The following is a 26,451-nucleotide window of genomic DNA, read 5'->3' on the forward strand; positions in this document are numbered from 1 at the left end:
TGATTCAATCGCCTTTAAAAACAGGCACAAGGCCTAATTTTTTAAACAAACATAAATATAACTGCCTAGTAAAAAAGTAAGTATGCATAATACCATATTTGCAATAATATTTACTCCTGCTATGGACCAATTTCCCTGTTGTATTAAAGTCATGGATTCGAAAGTAAATGCTGAAAAGGTGCTAAAACCTCCGCATAATCCAACCAATAAAAACATGCGTGTCAAAGTTTGATTTTGTTGTAATAGGGCATTGGCCATTAGACCCATTATGAAGCAACTTAAAGCATTAACTATAAGCGTTGCAAGAGGAAATTGAAGGTTTTTTGAAAGCAGTAAAACATTTATACCATGTCTTGCTATGCAACCCAATCCTCCTCCTATAAATACCATTAACCAGTTCATTGTTCAGGCTTAAATATTTTATCAGTTAAATTATAAATCAAGTCATGGTCATGATGAATGAAAACAAAATAAAAGAGAAAGCCAATGGAAGTGCCAAGTGCTGCGCCTGCAAGTATATCGGTAGGGTAGTGCACACCCAGATATACACGGCTAATGCAATTGAGCATGGAATAGGCAAACAACACGTAATCGAGCCACACCAATTGCTTGCGCCATAGTAAGGCAACAAAAGTAGCCAGTGCAAATGTGTTGCATGCATGTTGCGAAACAAAACTATACAAGCCACCCTGATAGCCATTTACTATGTGCAGTAAATCCATAAATCCGGTATCGTGTGTAGGGCGTAAGCGCATAAAATAATTCTTAAGAAACAAACCACTCTGATCACTTGCCAGAATAAGTAATGGTATTAAAAACAAGGTAGCTATTGCTTTACGCTTATAGGTTTTGAAAATAAAGAAGATGATAAGGAGGTAAAGTGGAATCCATGTTTTGGCTTGCGAAATGTTCCAAAAAATAAAATCAAGGGTTGGTGTATTACAACCATTTACAAAAAGCAAAACTGCACGGTCCCACTCAAGAATTTTTTCAAGAATCATTACCTGGTTATTTGTTGCCACAAAACATCTTTAAGTTCTTGTAAATTTTGTGTTGCTACCGAAGAAATTAAAACAACCGGAATACTTGTTCCATCGGTTTGCTTATCGCGCGGTACTTCTTTTTTTAATTCCTTTTGCAATTCAGCATCGAGCATGTCACATTTGGTAATGGCAATTACCCTGCGTTTATGCATCAGTTCGGGATTGTGTAACTTTAATTCGCGCTTCAGTATTTTATATTCTTCTTTTAAGCTTTTTGCATCGCATGGAATCATAAAAAGTAAGGTAGAGTTGCGCTCAATATGTTTTAAAAAACGTAACCCCAGGCCTTTACCAAGATGAGCATCTTCAATTATACCGGGAATATCGGCCATCACAAATGACCGGTCGTCACGATAGCCTACCAAGCCAAGATTAGGAACTAGGGTTGTAAACGGATAATCAGCAATTTCGGGTTTGGCATTTGAGAGTGAAGCCAGCAAAGTGCTCTTTCCGGCATTTGGAAAGCCCACCAAACCAACATCTGCCATTAGTTTAAGTTCAAGAATCTTCCATTCATCGCGGCCCGGCTCTCCAGGCTGCGCATAGCGAGGAGTTTGGCGGGTGGCCGATTTGAAAAAGGCATTGCCTTTACCTCCTCGTCCTCCAGGTGTTAAAACAAATTCTTGCCCTTCATGCTCAATTTCTACCAGTAATTCGTTGGTTTCAAAATCGCGGGCTATGGTACCTAAAGGCACATCAAGAATTTCGTCTTTCCCATCCGAACCGGTCTTGTTAGAGCTGCTGCCATTGGTGCCTTCTTCTGCAATAATGTGTTTGCGGTATTTTAGGTGTAGCAATGTCCATAGTTGCTTGTTACCCCTTATTATAACATGTCCTCCGCGGCCGCCATCACCACCATCAGGGCCGCCTTTGGCAGTAAGGGCATCCCGGTGTAAATGTACTGATCCTGCTCCGCCCTTTCCACTGCGGCAGCATATCTTTACATAATCTATAAAATTACTTTCCATATGTTGTTAGGCGCAAAAGTACTGTATTTATTGGGTTACTGCGTCTTTATCTGCTTACAAGCGATTTGGAGATGGTACCTACTATCGAAGGACCTTGATAAACATAGCCAGTATATAATTGTATTAAATCAGCTCCAACATCAAGTTTCTCTTTTGCATCATAGGCTGTAAATATTCCTCCAACACCAATAATACAAAATTGCGAACTACAATTTTTTCGCAAATGTTTGATGACCTCGGTACTGCGTTTGCGCACCGGTGCCCCGCTCAATCCTCCGGTTTGCCCGGTTAATATTGAGGGTGAACTTAACCCTTCGCGACTCACAGTTGTATTGGTTGCAACAATGCCTGATAGTTTTGTCTGGTGGGAAATGTCTATTATTTCGTCCAACTGCGAATACTCCATATCTGGAGCAATTTTTAGAAGGATGGGTTTCGGATTAGCAAGTTCTTGATTGGCGGCCTGCAAGGTGATTAATAAATTACTAAGTGGTTCGCGGTCTTGTAAAGTGCGCAATCCCGGTGTATTGGGTGATGATACATTTACAACAAAGTAATCGGCTACCGGATGTAGTAATTTTAGACATGTAAGATAATCGTCCGATGCATTTTCATTTGGTGTCAGTTTGTTTTTTCCAATATTAACTCCAATGATGTTACCCGGTTTTTTTTGTTTTAATCGTTCCAATACTTTATGAGCGCCATCATTATTAAAACCCATACGGTTTATGAGTGCCTCATCTTTGGGCAACCTGAATAATCTTGGTTTATCATTGCCTGCTTGTGCCTTAGGTGTAACGGTTCCTACTTCCACGAATCCAAAACCCATATCATGAAACACATCGTACAAAATAGCATTTTTATCAAGACCGGCTGCCAACCCAACAGGACCGGGAAAGGTTATGCCCATGCACTTTCGCTCCAGGCCTGGATGTTTGTATCCGTATAATAATTTTAGTAAGTCAGAACCTCCGGGAATGTTGTTTATTATTCGCAAGGCAGCAAACGTAATATGGTGAGCCGTTTCTGCATCTAAGGTAAATAAAAGAGGTTTAAAAATGTGTTGGTACAACATCAAATAAAAATTTGAAAAGGCAATATTACATTAATTTAGTAAAGCGAGTGGCTGCGGCTGTTTAAAAAATATTAGGCGCGCCTAAAAATAATATTACTTTTGCCTCAAAATTAATTTAGGATGTATAAAAGCCAGTCAGTAGAAAACTACCTAAAGGCTATAGGAAAGCTTAGTAATTATGGAGAAAGTCCGGTACTGACCAATGCAATTGCTTCGGAAATGAATACCAAAGCAGCATCAGTTACCGAAATGCTAAAAAAACTAGCCGACAAAAAACTTATTAAGCACAAACCATATTATGGTGTGAGCCTCACAGTTTTAGGTATGCAACAAGCCATGCAGGTAATACGCAGACACCGCTTATGGGAGCTATTCCTTGTGCAAACGCTGCATTTTAAATGGAACGAAGTGCACGAAATAGCTGAGCAACTGGAACATGTGCAATCAGAAGAACTTGTAAGTCGAATAGATTCATTTCTTGAGCATCCTGAATTTGACCCCCATGGCGACCCTATACCTGATGCAAAAGGAAAAATTCCTAAGCGCAACGTTATCGAACTATCGAGCATTGCAGTGAATAAGGAAGTAGAATTGAAAGCAGTAACCAATCACACCGACTTGTTCTTCCAACATCTCGAAAACATGGGATTAAAAATTGGATCAACCTTAAAAATTATTTCTAAAAGCGATTTTGATAATTCGCTAAAAGTAAAAACACGCCAACATGCAGAAGTATTTATTACGCATGAAGTTGCAAGGCATTTATTAATGAAAATAAAAATATAAACCAATGGAGAATTCTAAAAATATCACTTCATCGCTTTCGGAAGTTAATGCAACCGTAGAGACACGACTTCAGGGAAGTTATTTTAAACGCCTTTTCGCGTTTATGGGCCCAGCCTATCTGGTTAGTGTTGGCTATATGGATCCCGGTAATTGGGCCACCGACCTTGCCGGTGGCAGCAGATATGGCTATGCATTGGTTTGGGTGTTGCTAATGTCAAACCTAATGGCCTTGCTGTTGCAAAGTTTTAGCGCTCGCTTGGGAATAGTGCGTAACAGAGACTTAGCACAGGCTTCGCGGGAATTTTACCATCCTGCTATCAACATGTTTTTATATGTGTTGGCAGAAATAGCTATTGCAGCATGCGACCTTGCCGAAGTGCTCGGAATGGCCATTGGTTTACAACTCCTGTTTGGCCTTCCTCTCAATTATGGCATTTTGATTTGTGTACTCGATACCTTTCTCTTGCTTTTTTTGCTAAACTATGGTATGCGTAAAATGGAAGCCTTCATACTTGCTCTGGTTGCATTAATTGGTGGCGCTTTTTTTATAGAGTTGTTGATGGCACAACCTTCCCTTGCTGCTATATCCACCGGATTTATACCATCACTACCTGATGACGAAGCACTTTACATTGCCATAGGAATAATAGGCGCCACGGTTATGCCACACAACTTGTACCTGCATTCGTCACTTGTACAAACACGTAGAATAGATCGTTCGTCATCTGGAATTAAAAAGGCAATAAAATTTAATTTTATTGATTCGGCCATTGCCCTCAATCTTGCCTTTTTTGTTAATGCTGCTATCTTAATATTAGCAGGCACTGTTTTTTATAATAATGGCTTGTTTGAAGTTGCTGAAATTCAGGATGCTTATAAATTGCTTTCGCCAATGCTTGGTACTAAGTGGGCATCCATTCTTTTTGCGCTTGCATTAATTGCGGCAGGACAAAGCTCTACTATTACCGGTACGCTGGCTGGACAAATTGTTATGGAAGGTTATCTCAACCTACGTATACAGCCTTGGATACGCAGAATAATTACCCGCACACTGGCAGTAGTTCCGGCTCTTATAGTAATTAATATTATGGGCGAAGGGGCTACAGGTAAGATGCTCATATTTAGCCAGGTGGTGCTTAGTCTGCAATTGGGTTTTGCGATTGTTCCACTTATACATTTTGTAAGTGATGCTAATACTATGAAGGAATTTGCGATAAAGCCGCTTTTAAAAATTCTGGGTTGGACATCGGCCATCATTATTATTGTACTTAATATCAGATTAGTTGTTCAGCAACTTACTGAATGGGAGGAAAGCGCAGGTTCAATGATTTGGATGGTTTATTCGGCTTATGCCATAGCATTACTTGCATTTGGTGTATTGGCATACATAACTGTTAAACCCTTTATAGTGAAACTGAAAGAAAGAGAACCTTATATACCGCATCGCGATGCAGGGTCGATGCCAAAGGTGTTGCCCTCGCATTACAGCCGTATTGCTGTTGCACTTGACTTTTCGAAAAGTGACAGTAAAACTGTATCGCATGCACTTTCGATTGGTGGTAAACAGGCAGAGTATATTCTTATTCATTCTGTTGAAACGGTTGGTGCTATGTTTTTTGGTAAAGATACCGGAGACTACGAATCTTCTTCGGATAATAAGATATTAGATACCTATATAGAACATCTAAGTAAGCAGGGATATCGTGTTTCCAAAGCCATTGCCTATGGAAATCCTAAAACGGAAATTCCCGCGGCTGTTAAAATATATCATGCCGATTTGCTTGTGCTAGGTTCACACGGACATAAAGGAATTAAAGACTTAATTTTTGGTACTACGGTTGATGCGGTTAGACATCGTGTAAAAGTGCCTGTATTCGTTATACAATAATCTTTCGAATCCTTAGTAATAATAAATTTCAAATTTACCTTGACAAGGGTGATTCATTATTGTACTATTGTGCATACCTAATAATTAAAAAATAATATGATGATTAAAAAATTAACCTTCCTTGCTGTGGCAATTGGAATTGCTATGAATGCACAAGCACAATGGTCGCTTAATGGAAATGCCGGAACTAACTCAGCCACAAACTATGTAGGAACCAGCGACAATGTGGCTTTTAAGATTAAGACCAATGGTACAACACGCATATTTGTTCAAAATAATGGACGTGTAGCTTTAGGAACAACGGCCGCAGGGTATGCGTTTGATGTTAAAACAGGGAGCATCAATACCGATTCGATGTACCGAATTAAGGGAACGCGAATTTTATATTCAACCAACAACTCAAATTTAGCTGTGGGTAATGCAGGTACCTTAAATATGACGGGAGTAGGAAATACGTTAGTTGGCGAAGGTGCTGGTACCAGCATTACCTCCGCAACTAATAACACCTTTGTAGGGCGCAGTGTGGGCGGTATATGCACCTCCAATAACAATACCGTAATGGGCCGTAGTGCAGCCTATACGTTAAGCACCGGAATCAATAATTGTTACTTTGGAATGAACTCGGGCTACAATGCCAACACCGGTAGTTCAAATGTTGGCATAGGAGCATTCACGTTATACTTTAATTCTGGCAGATCAGGCTTGGTGGCCATTGGCGACTCTGCTTTGTATAATAACAGTCAGGGTAGTGTGCAATCGTATGAAGCAACTCAAAATACTGCTGTGGGCAATAAAGCGCTTTTGTCAAATGGAAGTGGGTTCAATAATACCGCTGTTGGATTTCAAGCAATGCGTAATAATATCACCGGTCATTCTAATACTGCCGTTGGTCTTGTAGCATTATCAGGATGTACCTCCGGTTTTTATAATACAGTTTCCGGCTACTCTGCTTTTCAATCACTCACTACCGGCAGTCGCAATGTTTCGCTCGGGTATTTTACAGGAATTTCCATAATTACCGGAACCAACAATAGTTATGTTGGTACGTATGCAACAGGTAGTTTTAGCAGTATCACCAACAGCTCAGCAATTGGATACGATGCTTATGTAGATGCCTCTAATAAAGTAAGAATTGGAAATACTTCGGTTAGCTCTATTGGCGGTCAGGTTGGATGGACCAATTTTTCGGATGCGCGAATAAAAAATAATATCGTACAAAATGTACCCGGACTAGAGTTTGTAAATTTACTTCGTCCTGTTACCTATCATTATGATGTTAAAAAAGAAGAGGCATTGTTGAATAAGGAAATTAATGAAGAGTTTGAAGGCAAATATGATATCGAAAAAATTCAGTTTACAGGTTTTCTAGCTCAGGAAGTAGAAGCTGCAGCCCGTCAGGTAAATTATGACTTCAGTGGTCTGGATAACACCGGCAAAATAATGGGACTGCGCTATAGCGACTTTGTAGCTCCTCTGGTTAAGTCGGTTCAGGAATTGCATACTCAGAATCAGGAACTAAAAAATATGGTAAGCGATCAGCAAAAGCAAATTAATGAATTAAAAAATCTCGTTTTAAAATCGCAGGGCATCGAAACAGGAACATTAAATGAAAGCTTCCTGATGCAGAACGAACCCAATCCTTTTGCGGCAACTACAAATATAAATTATTCCATCCCGAATGAATGCACTAGTGCAATGCTGTTGATACAGTCGGGCACAGGAAGCGATGTTAAAAGGATTGCATTATCACAAAAGGGTAGGGGACTAGTAATAATAGACGGAGCAAATTTTGCTGCCGGGCAATATTTTTATTCGTTGATTGTTGATGGTAAGAGTATTGAAAAAAAGAGTTTTACTGTTTCAAAATAGTTTGTTAACTAATTAATGAAAAGAAAGGCCGCAATGATTAATTATTGCGGCTTTGTTTTTTGAAGCAGCTTTTTTTAGCGAATTTAAAATTTTGTATCGGAAAGTGATTTGTTTAATTAGTTTTTGATGTATTGTATCGGTAACAATATACGTACTACAAATTTTTTTGTATGGTCAACTCTTGAATAGCAAGATAAGTCATCAGGCCAACTCCGACTTTCAATGCATCTTCGTCAATATCAAATGTGCTGGTATGAACCGAAGAAGTTATTCCTCTGACTTCGTTGCGTGTACCCAATCTATAAAAGCAACCTTCGGCTACTTGTGTATAATAGGCAAAGTCTTCGGCAGCCATCCAAATGTCAAGATCAAGCACATTTTCCTTTCCCAGATAATTTTCAGCATGAGCGCGCGCGCGTGCCGTTAGCTGCGGATTATTGTATAGTGCCGGATAGCCTTTTCGAATTTCAATTTCAGCTTTACCGCCCATACTTTCGCAAATACCAATTAGCAATTTTTCAAGCTTTACATGCATTTGATTGCGCCACTGCTCATCAAGCGTGCGAAAGGTGCCCTCTATGTAAACCTCGTCAGGTATAACATTGGTTGCGCCATTAGCAATTACTTTTCCAAAGCTTAAAACACTAGGCATGGTTGGATTAGCAGCACGACTTACCAATTGCTGTGCAGCAACAATAAAATGAGAAGTAATTAACACCGGGTCAATATTCAAATGGGGCATTGCCCCATGTCCACCTTTCCCTTTAATTTTAATATAGAGTTCATCGGTACTAGCCATATAGATACCGCTGCGAAATCCAACTTTACCAACATCTATCAAAGGCATTACATGTTGTCCTATTATTCCTGATGGCGAGGGATTTTGAAGCACACCTTCCTTTATCATCATGGAAGCGCCTCCCGGTAGTTTTTCTTCGGCAGGTTGAAAAATGCACTTTATACTGCCTTCGAAATTATCTTTCAATTCATTCAGAATTTTTGCTGCACCAAGTAAGCAACTGGTATGCACATCGTGACCACAGGCATGCATTACGCCTGCATGTAGAGATTTATAAGGCACATCATTGGTTTCTTGTATAGGCAATGCATCCATATCGCCACGCAATGCTATCACCTTCGACTCTGGTTTTTTTCCCTCTATTAGTGCTACTATACCTGTATTCGCTATGCGCTCAAATTTTGTGATACCAATTTCTTGCAATTTTTCTTCAATAAATTTGGCCGTCTTGTGTTCGCTATACGATAATTCGGGATGCGCATGCAAATGCCTTCGGTTTGCACGGGTTTCTTCAAAGTACTTTTCAGTAAGCGATTTTATTTTATCTATCATCAGAAAATTTAGTCTATAAAACTTGAATCTTTCTCGTAATTATTTTTTCATTGTTTTTGCCGCCTGCACTGCCTTTAATGGTTGAAACCATTAAAGCTTCTATCATGGCACCTGAAGTGCTATCTATGGTAATGTTTTCAGTTGTATTAAAGTCAAACTTCATTGTTTGAATTTCTTCCAGTTCCTTTTTCTTTTTGTCGCTGCTTCCCATTTTCTCAATCATTTCCTTCATCATTTTTTTAAAGCCTTCTATAAATTCAGCCATATCATAGTTTGTAATACGTACTAGTTCATATTTGTTTTCAGTGGCTCCCTTTTTGAGAATTGATTTAGATGTGCCGGTGAGTAAGGCCCCTTTTTTAAAAGGATTTTGTTCGTTATTCTCTTCAAACAGGGTATCTGCAAAATTTAGCATTTTGCCATAGTGACTAAAAATAATTCCGTTGTCCTTGTCCATGGACTCTTTAATACTTTCTTCTGATTCATAAACGGATTTGAGTGGATCAAAAATCATTTTCAATAATGCGCTTTTTGAATTTTCCTCATCATCTCCCTTTGACATTGCCGAATCAAGTTTGGCAAACACTGCATTGGTGTTTCCCTGAATTTCTCCCCAATTAAGCAATTCTGTTGTTCCATCTTTTTTATTTAGGCGATAAATAATTTTGCTTTCTATTTCAGACACGCTTCCGGTTAAGGAGGTGTCTCCTAATTTTCGACCCAATGCTGCTACCGGATTTGCATCTATTATAGTAAATGTAAATCCTTCGGCATCTTCCCCAGTTACTTCATAGCGATAAGTGCGTTCATCCGGTTCCTCTTCATGCCATTTATCGCGTTTAAACTCTTTGCCCAAGTCGGTTATAGTAACTTGTTTTTTTTCACCTACCTTAAGGCGTGGTGTTAGCATGATTGATTGTGCCTGCACTAATTGAGTTGTAGCCAGAACGATACAAGACATGATTGAAATTTTAAACCTCATTTTTTTAATTCATTATTTCCAAAAAACCATTTTTAATCCAAGTGCAATTATAATTACACCAAACGCTTTTTTAATTTGTTCAGGTGAGAGTGCAATGGCAAACTTACTTCCAAAATAACTGCCGGCAATAAAGCTGATGCAAAGAATGCCAGCTACTTTTAAGTCAACCATTCCTTTTTGATAGTAATTGTAAACCGCCATAATACCAATAGGTGGAAGCATCATGGCAAGTGATGTGCCCTGTGCTGTATGTTGCGAAAGACCTACAAAATAAACCAGGCATGGTACCACAACCAATCCGCCACCAATACCTATAAAGCCGCTGAATATGCCGGCCACAATACCTATACATAGTAAAATGATAATATTTGCCATGCGATGCTTTGTTTGTGGCGAATGTAGAAAGGTTTTTTAAAAAAAAGCGGGCTTTTTATTTATTGGTAATTTCTCTAATAAAGCATGAGTAGGCTAAGATTAGACTGACTTTTATTCGTAATGCAGCCAATACTATATTAAAAGTCTAAGCCAAGCGAAAAGTTGAACAAGGGTTTTTTAGCAAGAACTCGGTCGGCAAATCCATAGCTCCAATCGGCACGCATAAAGTAGCCTAAAAATTGCGCATGCATTCCCCACCCATATCCTGCAACTATAGGATCCGTCTTTTTGTTAACGGTAATAGTAAACGGTCCTGTTTGAATAACATCTATATTTATATTGTTATCCTTGCTCCAGGGTGTGAGGCCGTTCCATGCAGTACCAGCATCCACAAATCCTACTAATTGAAAACTGCGGAAAAAATCGGAGCGAATTGGTTTACTACTTAGTAATTGAAATACCGGAACGCGCAGTTCAGAATTGATTACTGAAAACGAACTTCCGTTTCGTATGTTCTGTCTGAAACCACGCATATTTGTGGCGATTGCCTGAAAGGCGTAATTCTGCGAATAGTCGATCTTAATGGTATTGTCAAAATTCTGATTTGGCACAATAGCATTATCTACACCTCCCAGATAATAAATCAATTTGGCCGCACCCCCCGACTTGCTTCCGGCAACGCGATTGCACCAAATTAGATTTTTATAAATTTTCAAATAATGTCGTGCATCAAATCCAACAACGGTTAGTAGTTTTTTCTTTTCATCCAGTTGATTAAACATTTCAGCAAAGATTTTATATCTGAAACCATTTAATGTATTGATGCCTGTGCTGAGGGTATTATCAAACACATATTCAACCTTAGCGGTTCCCCAATAGCGATTAAACCCGGGCGCTTCAAGGTTGACCGAATCAATAGATAAAGCCGTGTTGCGGTCATTTCTAATTGTAGCTGTGCCGCGTATGGCTGCTATATCATTTAGCGGGTACTTGGTAATATACTTGGCTTCGTAGGTTACAATTTTGAGTAACGAAAATCCAATAACATCATTCCTCGCTTGACGATATAAGTAATAAGACTGATCAATTTTTTTATGCAGATTATCAAATCCTACTATATATTCATTACTATTAAAATTGCCCGAAAAGCGCACACCGGCCATCATGCGATAATCTTCCATTACATCGGTCAAGCCTATTTTAAATAAGCCATTCAGGCCCGGATCGAAAAATGGTGATCCACCTGTAAACGTCTGATACGATGCATTGAGTAATTGATTATCGAGTTGTGTTACAAAATACTGTGTGCTTAAAGCGATATCATAGTTACGCTGTTTAGGGAAAATATAATTAGTGACGGCAGTATTATAACGGCCTATGCTTGCGGTATCGGCCTTAATAACTGTTACCGTATCCGTTGCTATAGTTTTTACCTTTGGTGCAAATTCGCTTTCGAAAGAATACCCTGAAGGTTTGCTAATTTCAGGCTTCTCATCTTTTGACTTATTAGGAATAACAGTGTCTGAAGTTTGTTTTAAAAATGGATTTTCGAAAAACTGATTTACCTTTGTTGTATCATTGAGCTCAAAGGCCGGTTGAGCATCGCTGTAAATCTTGTACCTTCCATTGTCAAGTAAAATATAGGCATATCTCCTTTTCGAAAAGGTAAGGTCAAAATCAAGTATGTTTCGAGGCGAATTAGTTTGTACAAAATTAGAAGCCACATACTTAAAATGTCTGGTCGAATCGTAGTAATCAAAAACACTGTCTATTCGGGCAATGTAAATATTTTTGCTTCCATTATAATTGCCAAGGTAAGCAACCCTGCCTTCATCGGCACCGTGCGTTTGTGTTTCGTTTACATTGGGTGTATTGGTTATTCGAATTAGTTTATTCGAATTTTTCTGAAGGTCATAAACAAATATATCAAACTGATTTTGACCAAGCCTGCGATGCGTTTCATATCCTATCGAATCAATATCACGATTGGATGAAAACACTATTTTATGACTGCTGTCGGCAAATGAGGGCGAAAGATCATCATATACGTCTTTGGTTATTTGAGTTGACTTGCGACCACGCAAATTCCAAATAAAAATATCGCTTTGACCCTTTTGTATAGCAGACATTACAAAACTTTGTCCATCATCAGCATAGTCAAAGCTCAATACCTTTGTAAAGTTTACTAACTTGTTTGTGCTTCGTTTTTTCTTATTCGTAGGATAGTAATGCATTAACCAATTATATCCCTTGTTTTCATAAATTATACTAAGATGCTTGCCTCCCGGATGCCACTCTAGCAATGGATAGGATTCATCGGCCTCGGTATTGAGTGCTTTATATCCACCTTTGAGCACACAGCTTTTCTTTTTGCGTTTTAGATCAAAAATATATACTTTGTAGCGTCCCATTTCATTTGTTGCATATGCAATTCGGTTTCCATCGTTGCTCACAGCTATGCGCGTAACTTTTACATTCTTCTTAAATTTCAATTGCGCAATATGTCCTTTGGGAAGTATTTTTCCAGAATCTGCATTTAGATATTTACGTTGATAGAATATCAACCATTCGTTAAATAACTGTTTGCTCGATTTGCCATACGTATTTTGAAATGCATATTCTGCACTTCGGAATATGCGTGTGCTGTAAAGCAAATTAGCAAAGGTTTCGCGGCCATAAGTTTGTTCCAGAAAAAACCAAAAACTTTTGCCGGCAAGTAACTCATCTTGCACCACCAATTTGTTAAAATTAAATCTATCACTTTTAACCTTGTCAAGCAACTTATTATCATCTGTCTCGGTCCAGCCATATCCTATATATTTTGAATTGCCATAAGCAAACCATGGTGGTAACGATAGTAAAATAGAATTTTGCAAACGCTCTTTGAGGCTGCCGCCAAACATGAGTTGCTCAAGCAGCACTTTTGCTATTCCTTCTCTTATTTGATTAAGGAGATGCTGATGGTCGCCATTAAAATAAACCAGAATCTTGTTTCCGCTAATCTTGGTTGTACCTCCGGTATTATAGCTCGTTTGCATATCGGCATCAAGGCCAATGTTTGTTTGCTTCAAATCATTTAGCTTACTATATACCATAATATGTAACCTGCCTTCGGTATTGTAATCAAACAGCCTTTCTACTTCGGTAATGATGCCATCGCAATAAATGCCACAAAATTCTGCGTGCTCCCTGCCACCTTGATAATAGTAAATGTCGAAATTCTTATACCGCATAAATGTCCACTTAAACTCATTGTATTGAACACGGTTTTTTCCAAAGCTTTGTTGCAGGCCATTGTAGAATTGCGCTTTGGCATCAAGCGCAAGCACGAATATAATAATGTATAAAAATGTAATGCGTTTTAACATGCCGCTATAGAGAACGCCAATATCGTAATATTTATTGGTACACATAATAATATTGATTAGCCTTGACAAAATTTTGACAAAAAAAATCGTTTAAAGATTAGTGTTACATTTGAAGACTTTTTAAAAATCGCTTTAGAATGGTAAAACGCTTTATTTTAATCCCTTTGATGATGATGTGGTTGTGTGCCAGCGCACAAGATGCATCAAAAGAGCAGGTGAGTTGGATTGTTGAATATGTAAGTATAGATTCGCTTCATGGCGAATTGATAATGAAAGCAACCATGGACGATGGTATGCATATTTTTGCAATTGACCACACTGCAGATTTTGGCTTGCCAACTTTTTTTGAAGTTTCAAGCGATTCAAGCTATTACTATACCAATGGCCCGGTGTTGCAACCCGATCCTATTATTAAAGAGGGAAATTTTAGTGCCCCTTTGCGTTATTATTCGCATCAAGCAACATTTAAGCAGGCAATAGTTACCATAGGCAAAGTGCCTTTTATTATAAAAGGAAATATAAACTACCAGGCTTGCAACGATGAAATGTGCTTTTTGCCAAAGGATGTTCCCATTAAAGTAATTGTACGTAACTAACAGAATTAATTTAGGATGACTACCGTTTTCCTTTTTATTTGTAAAAAAGCAATTATTTTGCGTGGTAATTAGTTTTCAATCCATTAAATGCTGCTCTATCTTTTAGTTATCAAGCCTCTATCGCTATTGCCTTTAAGGTGGCTGCATTATTTAAGTGACTTCTTATATGTAGTTTTGTATAAAATTGCTGGTTATCGTAAGAAGATTGTGCGCGCTAATATTTCAAATTCGTTTCCTGAAAAAACCGAGCTTGAAAGATTGCAAATAGAGCAAGAATTCTATAGGCACTTTAGTGATGTTATTGTTGAGACCATCAAGTCTTTTTCAATATCAGCTAATCAATTGCAGCAATTTTTTAAAGTACTAGACAATATTCAATTAACCCGTCTATTCGAGAAAAATAAAAATATCATATTGGTAACTTCACATTATAACAATTGGGAATGGGGAGCATTGGCAATGCCGCTACATTTCAATCATAACACTTTTGGTATATATCAAAAGTTAAGCAACGCCTTTTGGAATAGAACAATGCTTTCAACGCGCGAGCAATTTGGTATTGATATGGTTGAAATGAAAGATGTGCTATCTCTTTTTCGCAATTATGAATCGCAATTAAAGGCGGTTGCCTTTATTGCCGATCAATCGCCTTTTCATGTTTCAAAAGCATATTGGGCAACCTTTTTAAATCAGGAAACACCCGTGTATCGTGGGCCTGCACGTTTCGCTCAAACTTTTGATTATGCATTGGTGTATGGGCATATACAAAAAAAAGCCCGCAGCCAATACGAAGTAACTTATGAATTATTGGCAGAAGATGCACAAGACTTTGCCGAAGATGAACTTACGCAAATGCACCTAACTGCTTTGGAAAAGGATATTCAAGCTCAACCGGCATTTTGGCTTTGGACACATAAACGCTGGAAACGAGCTAATCAAAAGAAAATCTAGTTTTTTTACTTCGTGTTTGACTGAATAAAGTTTCAAAGAGTATATTTGTGCAACTTTTCGTTTTACCATTTAACTAACATCTGAAATATTGTGAATTCATTATTTTATCAGGTATTGTGTGTTATTAAATTGGTGAATGAAAATATTTTGTAGGCGCTATGGCATAGTTCTTGGTTTGTGGCGTTTCGTATCCTCATACTAACATTAACTTATTTAACTGAATGAAAAGATTTTTTTTCGCTGCTTTGGCAGCAAGTACATTAATGATTGCTTGTAAAGATTATAAGCAGGAGTTAGATTCGGCAAACCGACTGAATGCTGAATTGCAAGCGCAAACCGATTACAAAGACAGCACCATAAATGATTTTATTAAGAATATAAGCGATATAGAGAGTGGCCTAAACGCCATAACCGATAAGCAAGATGCGGTGCAAATGCAGGCTAACGATAATGAAAACCGTTCGCAAGCCCGTGAAAGAATTCTTGGAAATATTAGTGAGATTGAACTGATGTTGAAAGAGAATAAAGAAAAACTTGCAGCACTGCAAGCACGACTTTCAAAGTCTGGTGTGAAAATTAAAGCTTTGGAAGAAATGATTACCGCTTTGAATTCGCAAATTGCAATGCGCGACTCTTCGATAGTATTGTTAACCGGACAAATTGAAGGATTGAATACCAAAGTAGCTAGTTTAAGCACTACAATAGATACCATGAGCCGAGTATCGAATGAAAAGACCGATGTAATAAATAAGCAAATAGCAACCATGCACACTGCCTATTACACAAAAGGAAATATGAAAGATTTGATACTGAAAAAAGTGGTGAGTAAAACCGGTGGATTTCTTGGCATGGGCAAATCGCAAAAACTTACCGGTGATTTTGAATCAAACAATTTTACTCAAATTGATATAACAACGTTTAGCAAAATTGATATCAACAGCAAATATTTTGAATTGGCTACGGCACATCCTTCCGACTCTTACAAAATAAACAAAGTAGGTAAGGACATGGTAACAGATATGGAAATTACCAATCCGGATAAATTCTGGAGTGCAAGCAAATATCTTGTGATAGTAACCGGAAAATAAAAAGCCTTTAGATGTTTTAAATGGATGGCGGTGAGTGACTCACCGCCTTTTTTTTGCGAGTCACAATCACTGATTAAATTTGAACTACTAAAACTTTACGCCATTAGAAAATTGGCAATAGTAAAATTCAATGATATGCCCCAATTAATTTAGAGTTTGAGTAAGAAATTAAGAATTCATTAGAAGGTTATCGCAAAACAGTTACTAATCTTCGGTAGGTAACATAATCATTGGTGCAAGGTGATATAAACGATACAAGATAGCCATAAGTTCCGGCAGGTGCAGGCCCATTCGGGGTATTACCATCCCAAAGCATTCCCGGATTTTTGATTGAAAAACAACACCACCAAAACGGTTAAAAATGGTTAGCTCATAGTCACGAATGTCAATAGATAAGGCACCAAACTTATCATTCACGCCATCATCGTTAGGTGTAAAAACTGATGGAAGATAAACATCAATTATTTCAGTAAGTGTAACTGTTACTGTATCCGTTTCAGAACATACACTATCACTTGCTGTAAGCCATACAGTGCCAATATCAGCTAAAGCGAATGTATTGTTGGTAGTGCCATCTTGCCACAAATAAGTAAGTAGGGGAGGAGCAGAAAAAAGCAATTGATTTCCTCGGCAAATACCTGTATCATTTCCTAAATTAATTTGTAAGTCGCGTCTTTCAATAAATGCGGTATCGGTTACTTTGCAACTTCCATTATCAGCTTCCAGATAATAGATGCTAGTTTGGGCAGGAGAAATTTGTTGTGTTGTTTCTCCGGTGCTCCAGATATAGTTTATGCCGGGAATACCGGCATCTAACATATAAGAGTCTGATTTGCATAAAATGGTATCAGGTCCTATATTAAGAAAAAAACCAGGGATGGTATCAATTTTAATAGAATCAATTTCGGTACAATAGCCGGTGGCGCTAATGGTTACCGTATAAGTACCATTCATTGTTATTGCTTGTGAAGCATTGGTGCTTCCCGTGCTCCATAAATAATTTGCATTGAGCGAAGTTAAATCAAGCAAGAAGGTTGAGCCATAACAAATGGTAGTGTCGTTGCCTAGGTTAAGATTGAAACTATTGGCAACGGAAATGTTAATTGTATCGGTAGCGCTGCAATAGGTATTGTCAACAATGGTTAATGTATATTGACCTGGTTGAGTTACTGTATAAGTTATGGTTGTGCTTCCATCTTGCCATAGGTAACTATTGCCATTGAGTCCTCCAATTAAAAAGATGGTGTCGCCAGAGCATAGGGTAGAGTCAGGCCCAAGATTTACTATTCCATTGAAATTTACGGTACTTTCCTGCAGTTTCAGGTTATGCAAGGTATTAAGCGTTGCATTATTAAAGCCATCGGTAGCTCCATTCGTTGTATTAAAACATGGCGATGTAGGAGATAGTTCTTTTCCGGCAAGGCCAGCTGATGTATTAATTGTAAGATTACCGGGAATTGTACCTGGAACTAACCATACTAAACCACTGCCACCTCCGCCACCGGGTCCAAAGCAATTAGCAATAGCTGAGTTTAAATCGCCACCTTTTGCACCTTTAGCTTCGGCAGTAAGAGGAGATAAAAAGTTATTAACCTCAAATAAAACGATACCACCTGCACCACCACCACCTGCGCCATCACCAATACCCGAAGTTTGGGCCAAATTATCGTTGCCGTTCGCCTTTATGCTATAACCATTACCATATATGTTGTTGGCTTTAATAAAAACAATGCCTCCACCATTTGTGCCTGCTGTACCAACAGCATTGTTGAAGTCTCCGCAGCCACCACCACCTCCCATAAATACCTTATTCTGAAAGTAGAAATTGCCTAGCGAAAGTCCTCCAATGCCGCCCACAGAATTATTGCAAAAATCATGACCTCCAGTACCTCCGGTTGTATAATTGCTGCCGCCTCCGCCTCCGGTATTATGTTTGTTGCCGCCTCCGCCTCCATTTGCCTTAGCGCCTCTACCTCCATTAATGGTAGTGCCTAGGATAGCTATTCCTTCTCCCTTCTCGGCTCCGCCCTCATTCCAGCTAGCACCCCTTGATTTACATCATATCCAAACAAATTACTTCCGGTGCCGCAACCTCCATCAGGATTATTGCTTATAGTTCCCCCACGGTAACCCATTCCGGATACATTAATATCAGCATTTAAGGTGAGTGAAGAATCAACCTCAATGGCTACTACCCCTCCGGTACTTCCATTCCATGGCTGACAGGTAACGGCACCAGTAACTGTAGCATCAGTATAATGTGGTACTTTAATTAATTGCACTTTACCTGCAACATCGTAATTGCGCTTTAAACTTCGTTTAAGCGAAATATCATTTCCACTTACTATCGACACGGTGGCAAACTCGTAATTTCCTGCGTTACCTATAGAAAGCACAGTGCCAAAAAAATTAGTTTGTGAAGTATCGATGGTGGCACCTTGCATTTGAATAATGACTACTCTGTCATTTGCAAAAAATCCGGCAGACGATTGCACCGTAATGGTATTGCACGTTACAGTTAATACGGGAGTATAAATATTTACAACGCCCGATAATTGTGCATTTGCGAGCAATGAGCTAAATAAAAACAGGTATAAAATTAAAGAATATCGATTCATTTAACAATCAAAGAGAATGGTAATTAAGCCATAGGGCCAATTTCATCCACTTTCTTTTTCTGAAATATTACAGCTGATATAAGCGCCACCAGCACATAAAAAATCAAGCTATATCCATAGTTTTTCAAATTCAACGATTTTGTTTCTTCTTTTCGTTTAAGCAATTCATTGGTAGTTTTTTCTAGTTGGTCTTCAGGCATTTTATCTCCATATTCATGCATCTGATTAATTACAAAATCAAAGTAATCGGTTTCAATATAATTGTAATGAACATAATTGTAAGAAGTAGTTATTATTGACATAACAAATCCACAAATAAGAGCAGCTATAAAAGCATCCTTAAAACTAATGAAACCTCCATTGGAAGCACGTGCTGCCTTGGTGCCTGCTATTACAAAAACAATGACTACAACAAAAACCAACAATAACCAAAGGCTACCCATTATACCCATACGGTGAAGGCCGGTAAGGTATAACAACAGCATATATACAATTACTGCAACCGACCCTATAATGCCATATTTGATTGAACTATTTATCATTGTTAGGTTTTTAAAATAATAGGAAACAAAGTTACATTTGTTTAAAAAACAAATCGAGGCCATTAAACTTAGATATTAACAAGTGTTTCAACGTTTTACGAATAAAATATTACTGCCGCGAGACAATGAAATTATACTATTTTTGCGCCTCCTAAAAATTAAATGATTAAATACATATGGAGTCTAATAGTTCTGCGGGTTCGCGGTTGGATTTAGTTTCACTAATATTGGTGCTAAGAAAATGGCGCAAGCACCTTGCTATAACTGCATTAGTTGCTGCGCTTGCTGGCATAATAATTACACTGCCATTTATTATGCCACCACAGTTTGAATCTACCGTAATATTATATCCCAGCAACCTTATTCCTTATTCTACCGAGAGTCCTACTGAGACAATGCTACAGCTGCTAGAATCAGATGATATAAAAGATAAACTAATTACCTCGTTTAGCTTATACGAGCATTATAAAATAGATCGAACATCAAAGTTTCCGCGCACTCGTATTTATAATCAACTTAAGGAAATGATTTCAATTTCGCGCACAGCATACGAGTCGGTTGAGATTTCAGTATTAGATGAAAATCCCAGAACAGCTTCTGCAATATGTGATACGATGGTTGCCCTGCTCGATTGGAAAGCTCGTAACTTACAACGCACTAAGACCAGCGAAGTTGTTAAAATATTTGAACGTCAGGTTGAAATTAAGAAACGAGAATTAGACTCGCTTGAGAAAATACAGGGCGAGTTGCGCAATACTTATGGAATACTTGATTACAAGTCCCAGTCGAAAGAACTTTCGAAGGCCATGTATAAAGGCAGTGGTGCTTCACTTTCTAAAGTTATGGAAGATTACAATAACCTTAAATTGAAAGGTGTGCAAGCTGAACAAGTTACAAATGCGATAACTAATGGAAGAAGGGTGTTTATGGATTATAAAGTAAACCTTGAACGTGCGCAAAGTGACTTAACTAAAATACTTACCTATTCGAACTACGTGACCAAGCCTTTGCCGGCCGAAAATAAGGCAAAACCAAAGCGTACAATCATAGTGCTATCACTAATTATTGTTTCAATATTTTTTGCTCTAATAGTTATTCTGCTAATTGAAAATTATCAACAAAATATAAAGCCAAGGCTAAACGCGCAGTGATGTTTCCCATTACGTTACAGACTAAGCTGGTATATTATTCTGCTATCCTGTTATTTGTAGCAATGGGATGTGCGGCCATATTTTTCGATATGATGTATTTATTGCTTCTGCCATTAGCATTACTGGTAGCAGCTGTGGGTTTTTTAAGGCTTGATATTCTATTTTTTGCTGCTGCAGCTCTTGTTCCTTTATCTATAAACCTAACCGAAACACCTATTGGTATAGGCATGAGCTTACCAAGCGAACCAATCATATTTGGTGCTATGCTGTTGGTATTACTCAAGTTTTTGACAGACAACAGCCTCGATCGCAAATTTCTGAATCATCCTGTTAGTTGGCTTGTGTATGGATATGTGGGTTGGATGTTTATTACCACCCTAACTTCCGAATTGCCATTGGTTTCATTTAAGTACTCGCTTGCACGCTTTACTTTTATACTTGTGTTTTATTTTTATGCTTCCGTACTTTTTAAAAAAATAAGCAACATTCATAAGTTTCTCTGGGCTTATCTGGCAGGCTTTATGTTGATTATCATTTACACTACTTATAATCATATTAATTTTCATCTTACCGAACAGGCGGCACACTTTGTAATGTCGCCCTTTTATAATGATCATACAGCTTATGCAGCCATAATAGCGTTATATATTCCATTTGCAATTACCGGTTTGGTAGGATATGGATTTTCACAAAAATACAGAGCCTGGTGTTTTCTTGCTGCGGCATTGTTAATCATTGCTTTAATATTATCCTATACCCGTGCAGCATGGGTTGGAATAGCTGCAGCATTTGCTTGCAGCTTAGTTTTTATTTTCAAAATACATCGAAATGTAATTTTGATATTCAGCATTTTATTCCTTGTGCTTCTAGGTATAAACATCAATCAAATAATACTTAGTTTTGAAACCAACCGCGAGCAATCGTCTGACGATTTTGGCTCGCATCTTCAATCTATTACCAATGTAAAAACAGACCCAAGCAATGTAGAGCGTATTAATCGTTGGAACTGCGCTTTGCGCATGTTTGAACAACGCCCTATTACAGGCTGGGGCCCGGGCACCTATCAGTTTATTTACGGACCGTTTCAGTTACAAAAAGAAAAAACAGTAATAAGCACCCTCTCAGGAAACAGAGGAAATGCTCATAGTGAGTATTTGGGACCGCTTAGTGAACAAGGATTTCCAGGGCCTTTGCTATTTATTGGTTTGTCATTAGCATCAGTGTTTGCTGCTTCGCGTGTTTTTAGAAAAAGTTCTTTGCCCGCAGCACGAAATCTGGCTGCTGGTATTTTATTAGGGCTGGTTACCTATTGGGTGCACGGCTTTTTAAATAATTTTCTTGACACTGAAAAAGCAGCCGTTCCATTTTTCGGTTTTATTGCTGCAATTGTCTCGTTAGAGGTTTTTCATCGTAAGGCTGACACACCAACCATACAGTAACTTTTCTCGTACTGCTTTATCCTACCTAATAATTAGCATGCTATACATGTTCGAATCAACTCATCGAAGTTCTTAGTATATGGTTACCTTTGGCCAGTTATGAAATCCGAAAAACCAACCGTAATTATTAGTAACCGCAAGGCGGAGTTTGAATATTTTTTAACCGACCGTTTTGAAGCAGGTATTGTTCTTACCGGTACCGAAATAAAATCGATAAGGTTGCATCATTGTGGTCTTAACGAAGCTTATTGCGTTTTAATAAATGGCGAATTGTATGTTAAGCAAATGCATATTGCGCATTATACCGAAGGCACCTACAACAACCATGAAGAAAAGCGCGACCGTAAACTTTTATTAAACAAGAATGAATTAAAAAAAATAATAAATAAAGTAAAGGATAAAGGAGTAACCATAATTCCAACGCAACTTTATTTAAACGAAAAGCAAATAGCTAAACTTGAAATTGCGATTGCACGAGGAAAGAAAAAATACGATAAACGAAACTCATTAAAAGAGAAAGAGCAAAAGCGCGAAGTAAGCCGAAACTTAAAAGGAAATTAATTGAATTAAAAATGATACATGCTGAAATAACCAATTACCTCGAAAGTATTGCCCCGCCTGCCTATCAGGAGGGATATGACAATTGTGGATACCTTACCGGCAACGAGCAGGCCGTATGCACCGGAGTGTTGATTTCGTTAGACTGCATAGAGGCCGTAGTGGATGAAGCTATTCGTCTTAAATGTAGCTTGATAATTTCGCATCACCCCATCCTGTTTTCAGGATTAAAAAAGATAACAGGTCGAAACTATATAGAGCGGACTATTCTCAAAGCAATTAAAAACGATATTACCATATATGCAATTCATACTAACTTGGACAATATTTATAATGGGGTAAATAATAAAATTTGCGAATTGTTGCAATTGCAAGCGTTGCGAATCTTGCAGCCTAAGGCAGGAGTATTAAAGAAACTTGTTACCTATGTGCCTGCTTCAAGTTCTAATCAGGTAATGCAAGCATTGTTTGATGCAGGTTGCGGAGATATTGGAAATTACAGCGACTGTGCCTATCAAAGCGAAGGTACAGGCTCGTTTAAGGCGAATGAAAAGGCCAACCCCTATGTTGGGACTATAGGGACACGTCACTATGAGGCAGAGTTGCGTATCGAAACTATATACGAAGCAGTGCATGAACGAAAAGTACTTAAGGCGCTGCTAACTGCTCACCCATACGAAGAACCGGCATTTGATATTTATCGCCTCGAAAACACTTCTTCAAAAGTAGGAGCAGGAATGACTGGTGAACTTACAGAGCCTATTGACACCCGAGTTTTTTTAAAAAAACTGGCCGAAATATTTAAAGTACCTGTAATAAAACATACCGACTTAACGTGCGCGCAAATAAAAAAGGTAGCTGTTTGTGGGGGCTCAGGAAGTTTCTTACTATCTGATGCTATAAAGGCAGGTGCCGATATTTTTATTACGGCAGATTATAAATACCATCAATTCTTTGATGCCGAAGACAAAATTATAATAGCTGATATAGGGCATTATGAGGCGAACAGTTTACAATTAATTTAATTTATGACTTGTTGAAGCAGAATTTTACTACATTTGCGCTCCATTTTACAAAAATACATACCAATCCGGTACGCTATTTTTATAACATTGAAACTTGAAATAACGCATATCAATGCAACATACGCGGGGGCTTTAGTAACCAAGTATGCCGAGAAAATCACAGCAGCATCTGCCCACCTCACTGTATTAAAGCTAATCCCTTACAACGTATTATGGGTCTTTCATGAACGAAAGTTCATGCATTCACTATTTCTAATAAAAATTAAAAATTTATAATAAACAATAAACTATGGCAGTAAAAGACACAAAATCAGCTAAACCAAAAGTTGATACAAAAAGTAAAGAAAAGGAAGAAGTGAAAGTTGTTCCCGCCAAAACGGTAAAGAAACCTGAACCTATCAAAGTTTCTAAAAACCTCAAATACCAAAGTAAGCCTTCTGATTTTCTGAAGGCAATTCCAAAAGATGAGATTAAGCCTTTTACACGTACCGATAAGCAAAACTTTGGAACAAAAGAAAAACTGCAAGCACTATATTACTTACAACAGTTGCATTCTCACATCGACAACATACGCATCATACGAGGCGAATTGCCCATGGAAGTAAATGACCTTAGTGATGAAATAGCAGGATTGCAAACCCGCATCACCAACCTGTCTGCAGAAGTAGAATCATTACAAGACCAAATTGCAAGGCGCAAGGGAGCAATTAAAGATTCGCAAGCGGCCATTAAAAAATATGAATCACAACAAAGCAATGTAAAGAACAATCGTGAGTACGAAAGCCTAAGCAAAGAAATTGAGTTTCAAACATTAGAAATAGAATTATGCGAAAAGCGTATTCGCGAGCACACCTTCGAGTTGAATAAGCAAATAGAGGCAATGAATGCGTCAAATGATGAATTAGCCGACCGCATGAAATCACTTGAAACCAAGAAGAATGAATTGGATAGTATAATTGCTGAAACGCAAAAGGAAGAAGAGAAATTTAATGAGGAAATTGTCAAGGCAGAAAAATTAATCGAGCATCACTTACTAACGCACTATACCCGTATTCGTAAGAGCATGACCAATGGACTTGGAGTGGTTTCTATACAGCGCGATTCTTGCGGTGGATGTTTTAATAAGATTCCACCTCAGATTCAATTGGATATTGCTCAAAGCAAGAAGATTACCATTTGCGAACATTGTGGAAGATTGTTGGTGCCTGCAAACATAATGGAAGATTAAGTTGCCACGTACAAATTTATCATAACAAACACTTATAGGGATTTCAAACGAAATCCTTTTTTTATTAAATGAGCAAAATAGTTTATACATTTTTTTTTCTTTGGCTTCCTCTAGCTGCTTTTGCTTATTTTGATCTATCGCCACGTCATGAGCAATTGCTTGATGATATTTTTAATATGAAGTTTGATAAAGCTCGTGTTGAAATAAATTACCTGCAAAAAAACTATCCCAATAATTTTTACAATCATTTTGCCGAAGGGCAAATGGACTTTTTGCGTGCCTTTGTTACCGAAGAAAAAATGGATCTTGATTTGTTGATTGCCAATAATGACAAGCGAATAGAACTGCTAAGCAAAGAAGCCACCTCTAACCCGTGCTATAGTTATATGTATGCCGAACTATTGCTTGGCAAGGCATATAATCGAATTAAGCACGAACAATATGTTACCGCTGCTTTCGAAATAAAAAAGGCATTTAAATTACTAGAGTCCAATTATAAAAACCATCCAAACTTTAAACCTACACTGGTCAACCTGGGATTGCTGCATTGTGTGTTCAGTTCGATACCTGATAAATACAAATGGGTGGCTTCGCTAATTGGATTAGAAGGATCACTCACACAAGGCATTAGCGAATTGAAGCATTTAATAGATGATATAGATAAAACAAATACCAACCGACATTTGCGCAACGAAGTATTGGTTTGGCTTATTTTTGTCGAAACCCACCTGAACAAACAAGAACGCAATTCTCTTGAGTTAATCAAGCAATATAAGAACGTGTATGATAGTCCACTTACTGTATTTAGCGTTGGCAATGTTTACTTCCACTATCAACAAAACGATAATTTGATAAAGCTATTTGAAAATTATCGTCAGGAGCCCGGAACTTTTCCAATGGAGTACCTCCATTATTTTCGTGGAGTTTCTTATATGAATAAGTTAGATCAACGAGGTACAGAAGAATTTAAATTGTACTTGAAAAATTACAAAGGAAAAAATTACTTCAAAGGAGCGTACCAGCGAATTGCCTGGCTGGCACTGTTGCGTGGCGATATGCAAGCGTATCAGGAAAACATTAATTATGCTCGTACACATGGCAACGAATTCATGGACGAGGATAAAATGGCCAAGCTTGAGTGTGAGCGGAAGGAGATTCCTAATCTGTTCTTACTAAAGTCAAGATTGCTTTTTGATGGTGGATACTTTGACGAAAGCTTAAAAATGCTGGCAGGAAAAAACAACAATGACTTTCCGACTTTTCGCGAAAAACTAGAATACATATATCGCTCGGCACGATTGCAAGACGAACTCAACAACAAAGCAAAAGCGCTAGAGCTATACCTCAAGGTAATAGAACTTGGGAAGGATAAGGTGTATGCCCATGCTGCATTTTCATGCGTATTTACCGGTTATATTTATGAATTGAAGAAAGATAAAGTCAATGCTAAAAAGTATTACAAACTATGCCTTGCTCTTCCCGATCACGATTATAAAAACACATCCGACCAAAAAGCAAAGGCCGGCCTTTCAAGATTAAAATAAGCGGGA

General features: G+C 38.1%; 22 protein-coding genes and 1 pseudogene. 12 read left to right on the top strand and 11 right to left on the bottom strand.

The features are described 5' to 3' along the window. Positions 1-33 precede the first annotated feature (33 nt). Genes IPO27_12740 through IPO27_12755 form a run of 4 tightly spaced genes read right to left on the bottom strand, consistent with a single transcriptional unit; the run spans position 34 to position 3,083 of the window. On the bottom strand, positions 34-402 hold the full coding sequence (locus IPO27_12740; protein MBK8847353.1) for a CrcB family protein: 369 nt from the start codon (positions 400-402) through the stop codon (positions 34-36). Further along, entirely contained in the window at positions 399-1,001 is a 603-nt protein-coding gene (locus tag IPO27_12745; GenBank protein MBK8847354.1) for a phosphatase PAP2 family protein, read from the bottom strand. The genes IPO27_12740 and IPO27_12745 overlap by 4 nt, the downstream gene beginning before the upstream one ends. Beyond that, a complete protein-coding gene (gene obgE / locus IPO27_12750) occupies positions 1,001-2,011 on the bottom strand; it encodes a GTPase ObgE (GenBank protein ID MBK8847355.1) in 1,011 nt (336 codons plus the stop codon). Before obgE ends, IPO27_12745 begins: the two co-directional genes overlap by 1 nt. Before the next feature lie 46 nt (positions 2,012-2,057). After that, entirely contained in the window at positions 2,058-3,083 is a 1,026-nt protein-coding gene (locus tag IPO27_12755) for a quinone-dependent dihydroorotate dehydrogenase (protein MBK8847356.1), read from the bottom strand. 123 nt (positions 3,084-3,206) lie between these two features. On the opposite strand from IPO27_12755, the gene IPO27_12760 reads away from it, so the two are divergent. The 3 genes from IPO27_12760 (at position 3,207) to IPO27_12770 (ending at position 7,629) form a co-directional block, all read left to right on the top strand. Continuing rightward, positions 3,207-3,872 carry a metal-dependent transcriptional regulator gene (locus IPO27_12760; protein MBK8847357.1) on the top strand — a complete coding sequence of 222 codons (666 nt, stop codon included), beginning with the start codon at positions 3,207-3,209 and terminating at the stop codon, positions 3,870-3,872. A gap of 22 nt (positions 3,873-3,894) precedes the next feature. Continuing rightward, on the top strand, positions 3,895-5,760 hold the full coding sequence (locus IPO27_12765; protein MBK8847358.1) for an Nramp family divalent metal transporter: 1,866 nt from the start codon (positions 3,895-3,897) through the stop codon (positions 5,758-5,760). 96 nt (positions 5,761-5,856) lie between these two features. Beyond that, entirely contained in the window at positions 5,857-7,629 is a 1,773-nt protein-coding gene (locus tag IPO27_12770; protein ID MBK8847359.1) for a tail fiber domain-containing protein, read from the top strand. 154 nt (positions 7,630-7,783) lie between these two features. On the opposite strand, the gene IPO27_12775 is transcribed toward IPO27_12770, so the two are convergent. The 4 genes from IPO27_12775 to IPO27_12790 form a co-directional block, all read right to left on the bottom strand. Beyond that, the gene (locus IPO27_12775) at positions 7,784-8,983 is read right to left on the bottom strand and encodes an amidohydrolase (GenBank protein ID MBK8847360.1); all 1,200 of its coding nucleotides are present in this window, start codon (positions 8,981-8,983) and stop codon (positions 7,784-7,786) included. Between the two features lie 10 nt (positions 8,984-8,993). Next, positions 8,994-9,962 carry a hypothetical protein gene (locus tag IPO27_12780; protein ID MBK8847361.1) on the bottom strand — a complete coding sequence of 323 codons (969 nt, stop codon included), beginning with the start codon at positions 9,960-9,962 and terminating at the stop codon, positions 8,994-8,996. Positions 9,963-9,974: 12 nt separating this feature from the next. Further along, a complete protein-coding gene (locus tag IPO27_12785; GenBank protein ID MBK8847362.1) occupies positions 9,975-10,337 on the bottom strand; it encodes a sulfite exporter TauE/SafE family protein in 363 nt (120 codons plus the stop codon). Positions 10,338-10,474: 137 nt separating this feature from the next. Beyond that, complete coding sequence (locus IPO27_12790) at positions 10,475-13,750, bottom strand: hypothetical protein (GenBank protein ID MBK8847363.1); 3,276 nt, start codon at positions 13,748-13,750, stop codon at positions 10,475-10,477. Positions 13,751-13,842: 92 nt separating this feature from the next. Here IPO27_12790 and IPO27_12795 point away from each other — a divergent pair, with 92 nt between their 5' ends. The 3 genes from IPO27_12795 to IPO27_12805 all read left to right on the top strand — a co-directional run bounded on the left by IPO27_12795 (position 13,843) and on the right by IPO27_12805 (position 16,340). Beyond that, positions 13,843-14,301 carry a hypothetical protein gene (locus IPO27_12795; protein MBK8847364.1) on the top strand — a complete coding sequence of 153 codons (459 nt, stop codon included), beginning with the start codon at positions 13,843-13,845 and terminating at the stop codon, positions 14,299-14,301. An 87-nt stretch (positions 14,302-14,388) separates the two neighbouring features. Beyond that, positions 14,389-15,252 (top strand): lysophospholipid acyltransferase family protein, encoded by an 864-nt coding sequence (locus IPO27_12800; GenBank protein ID MBK8847365.1) that lies wholly within the window; start codon positions 14,389-14,391, stop codon positions 15,250-15,252. Positions 15,253-15,473: 221 nt separating this feature from the next. Beyond that, on the top strand, positions 15,474-16,340 hold the full coding sequence (locus tag IPO27_12805; protein MBK8847366.1) for a hypothetical protein: 867 nt from the start codon (positions 15,474-15,476) through the stop codon (positions 16,338-16,340). A 204-nt stretch (positions 16,341-16,544) separates the two neighbouring features. Here the strand turns inward: IPO27_12805 and IPO27_12810 are convergent, their stop codons facing one another. The 3 genes from IPO27_12810 to IPO27_12820 form a co-directional block, all read right to left on the bottom strand. Beyond that, positions 16,545-18,197 carry a gliding motility-associated C-terminal domain-containing protein gene (locus tag IPO27_12810; GenBank protein MBK8847367.1) on the bottom strand — a complete coding sequence of 551 codons (1,653 nt, stop codon included), beginning with the start codon at positions 18,195-18,197 and terminating at the stop codon, positions 16,545-16,547. A 143-nt stretch (positions 18,198-18,340) separates the two neighbouring features. Next, entirely contained in the window at positions 18,341-18,958 is a 618-nt protein-coding gene (locus IPO27_12815) for a hypothetical protein (protein MBK8847368.1), read from the bottom strand. A 23-nt stretch (positions 18,959-18,981) separates the two neighbouring features. Beyond that, complete coding sequence (locus IPO27_12820) at positions 18,982-19,500, bottom strand: DUF4199 domain-containing protein (GenBank protein ID MBK8847369.1); 519 nt, start codon at positions 19,498-19,500, stop codon at positions 18,982-18,984. A gap of 176 nt (positions 19,501-19,676) precedes the next feature. On the opposite strand from IPO27_12820, the gene IPO27_12825 reads away from it, so the two are divergent. The 6 genes and pseudogenes from IPO27_12825 to IPO27_12850 all read left to right on the top strand — a co-directional run bounded on the left by IPO27_12825 (position 19,677) and on the right by IPO27_12850 (position 26,445). Beyond that, complete coding sequence (locus IPO27_12825; protein MBK8847370.1) at positions 19,677-20,651, top strand: hypothetical protein; 975 nt, start codon at positions 19,677-19,679, stop codon at positions 20,649-20,651. After that, positions 20,651-22,090 (top strand): O-antigen ligase family protein, encoded by a 1,440-nt coding sequence (locus tag IPO27_12830; protein ID MBK8847371.1) that lies wholly within the window; start codon positions 20,651-20,653, stop codon positions 22,088-22,090. The genes IPO27_12825 and IPO27_12830 overlap by 1 nt, the downstream gene beginning before the upstream one ends. Before the next feature lie 99 nt (positions 22,091-22,189). Continuing rightward, a complete protein-coding gene (smpB, locus tag IPO27_12835; protein ID MBK8847372.1) occupies positions 22,190-22,651 on the top strand; it encodes an SsrA-binding protein SmpB in 462 nt (153 codons plus the stop codon). A gap of 11 nt (positions 22,652-22,662) precedes the next feature. Next, positions 22,663-23,771 (top strand): annotated as a pseudogene (locus IPO27_12840) (Nif3-like dinuclear metal center hexameric protein). 191 nt (positions 23,772-23,962) lie between these two features. Further along, complete coding sequence (locus tag IPO27_12845) at positions 23,963-24,901, top strand: hypothetical protein (protein ID MBK8847373.1); 939 nt, start codon at positions 23,963-23,965, stop codon at positions 24,899-24,901. A gap of 68 nt (positions 24,902-24,969) precedes the next feature. Beyond that, positions 24,970-26,445, top strand: a complete 1,476-nt coding sequence (locus IPO27_12850; protein ID MBK8847374.1) for a hypothetical protein — start codon at positions 24,970-24,972, stop codon at positions 26,443-26,445. The last annotated feature ends 6 nt before the right edge of the window (positions 26,446-26,451 follow it).

Source organism: Bacteroidota bacterium (genome assembly GCA_016714535.1).
GTDB lineage: Bacteria > Bacteroidota > Bacteroidia > AKYH767-A > OLB10 > JADKFV01.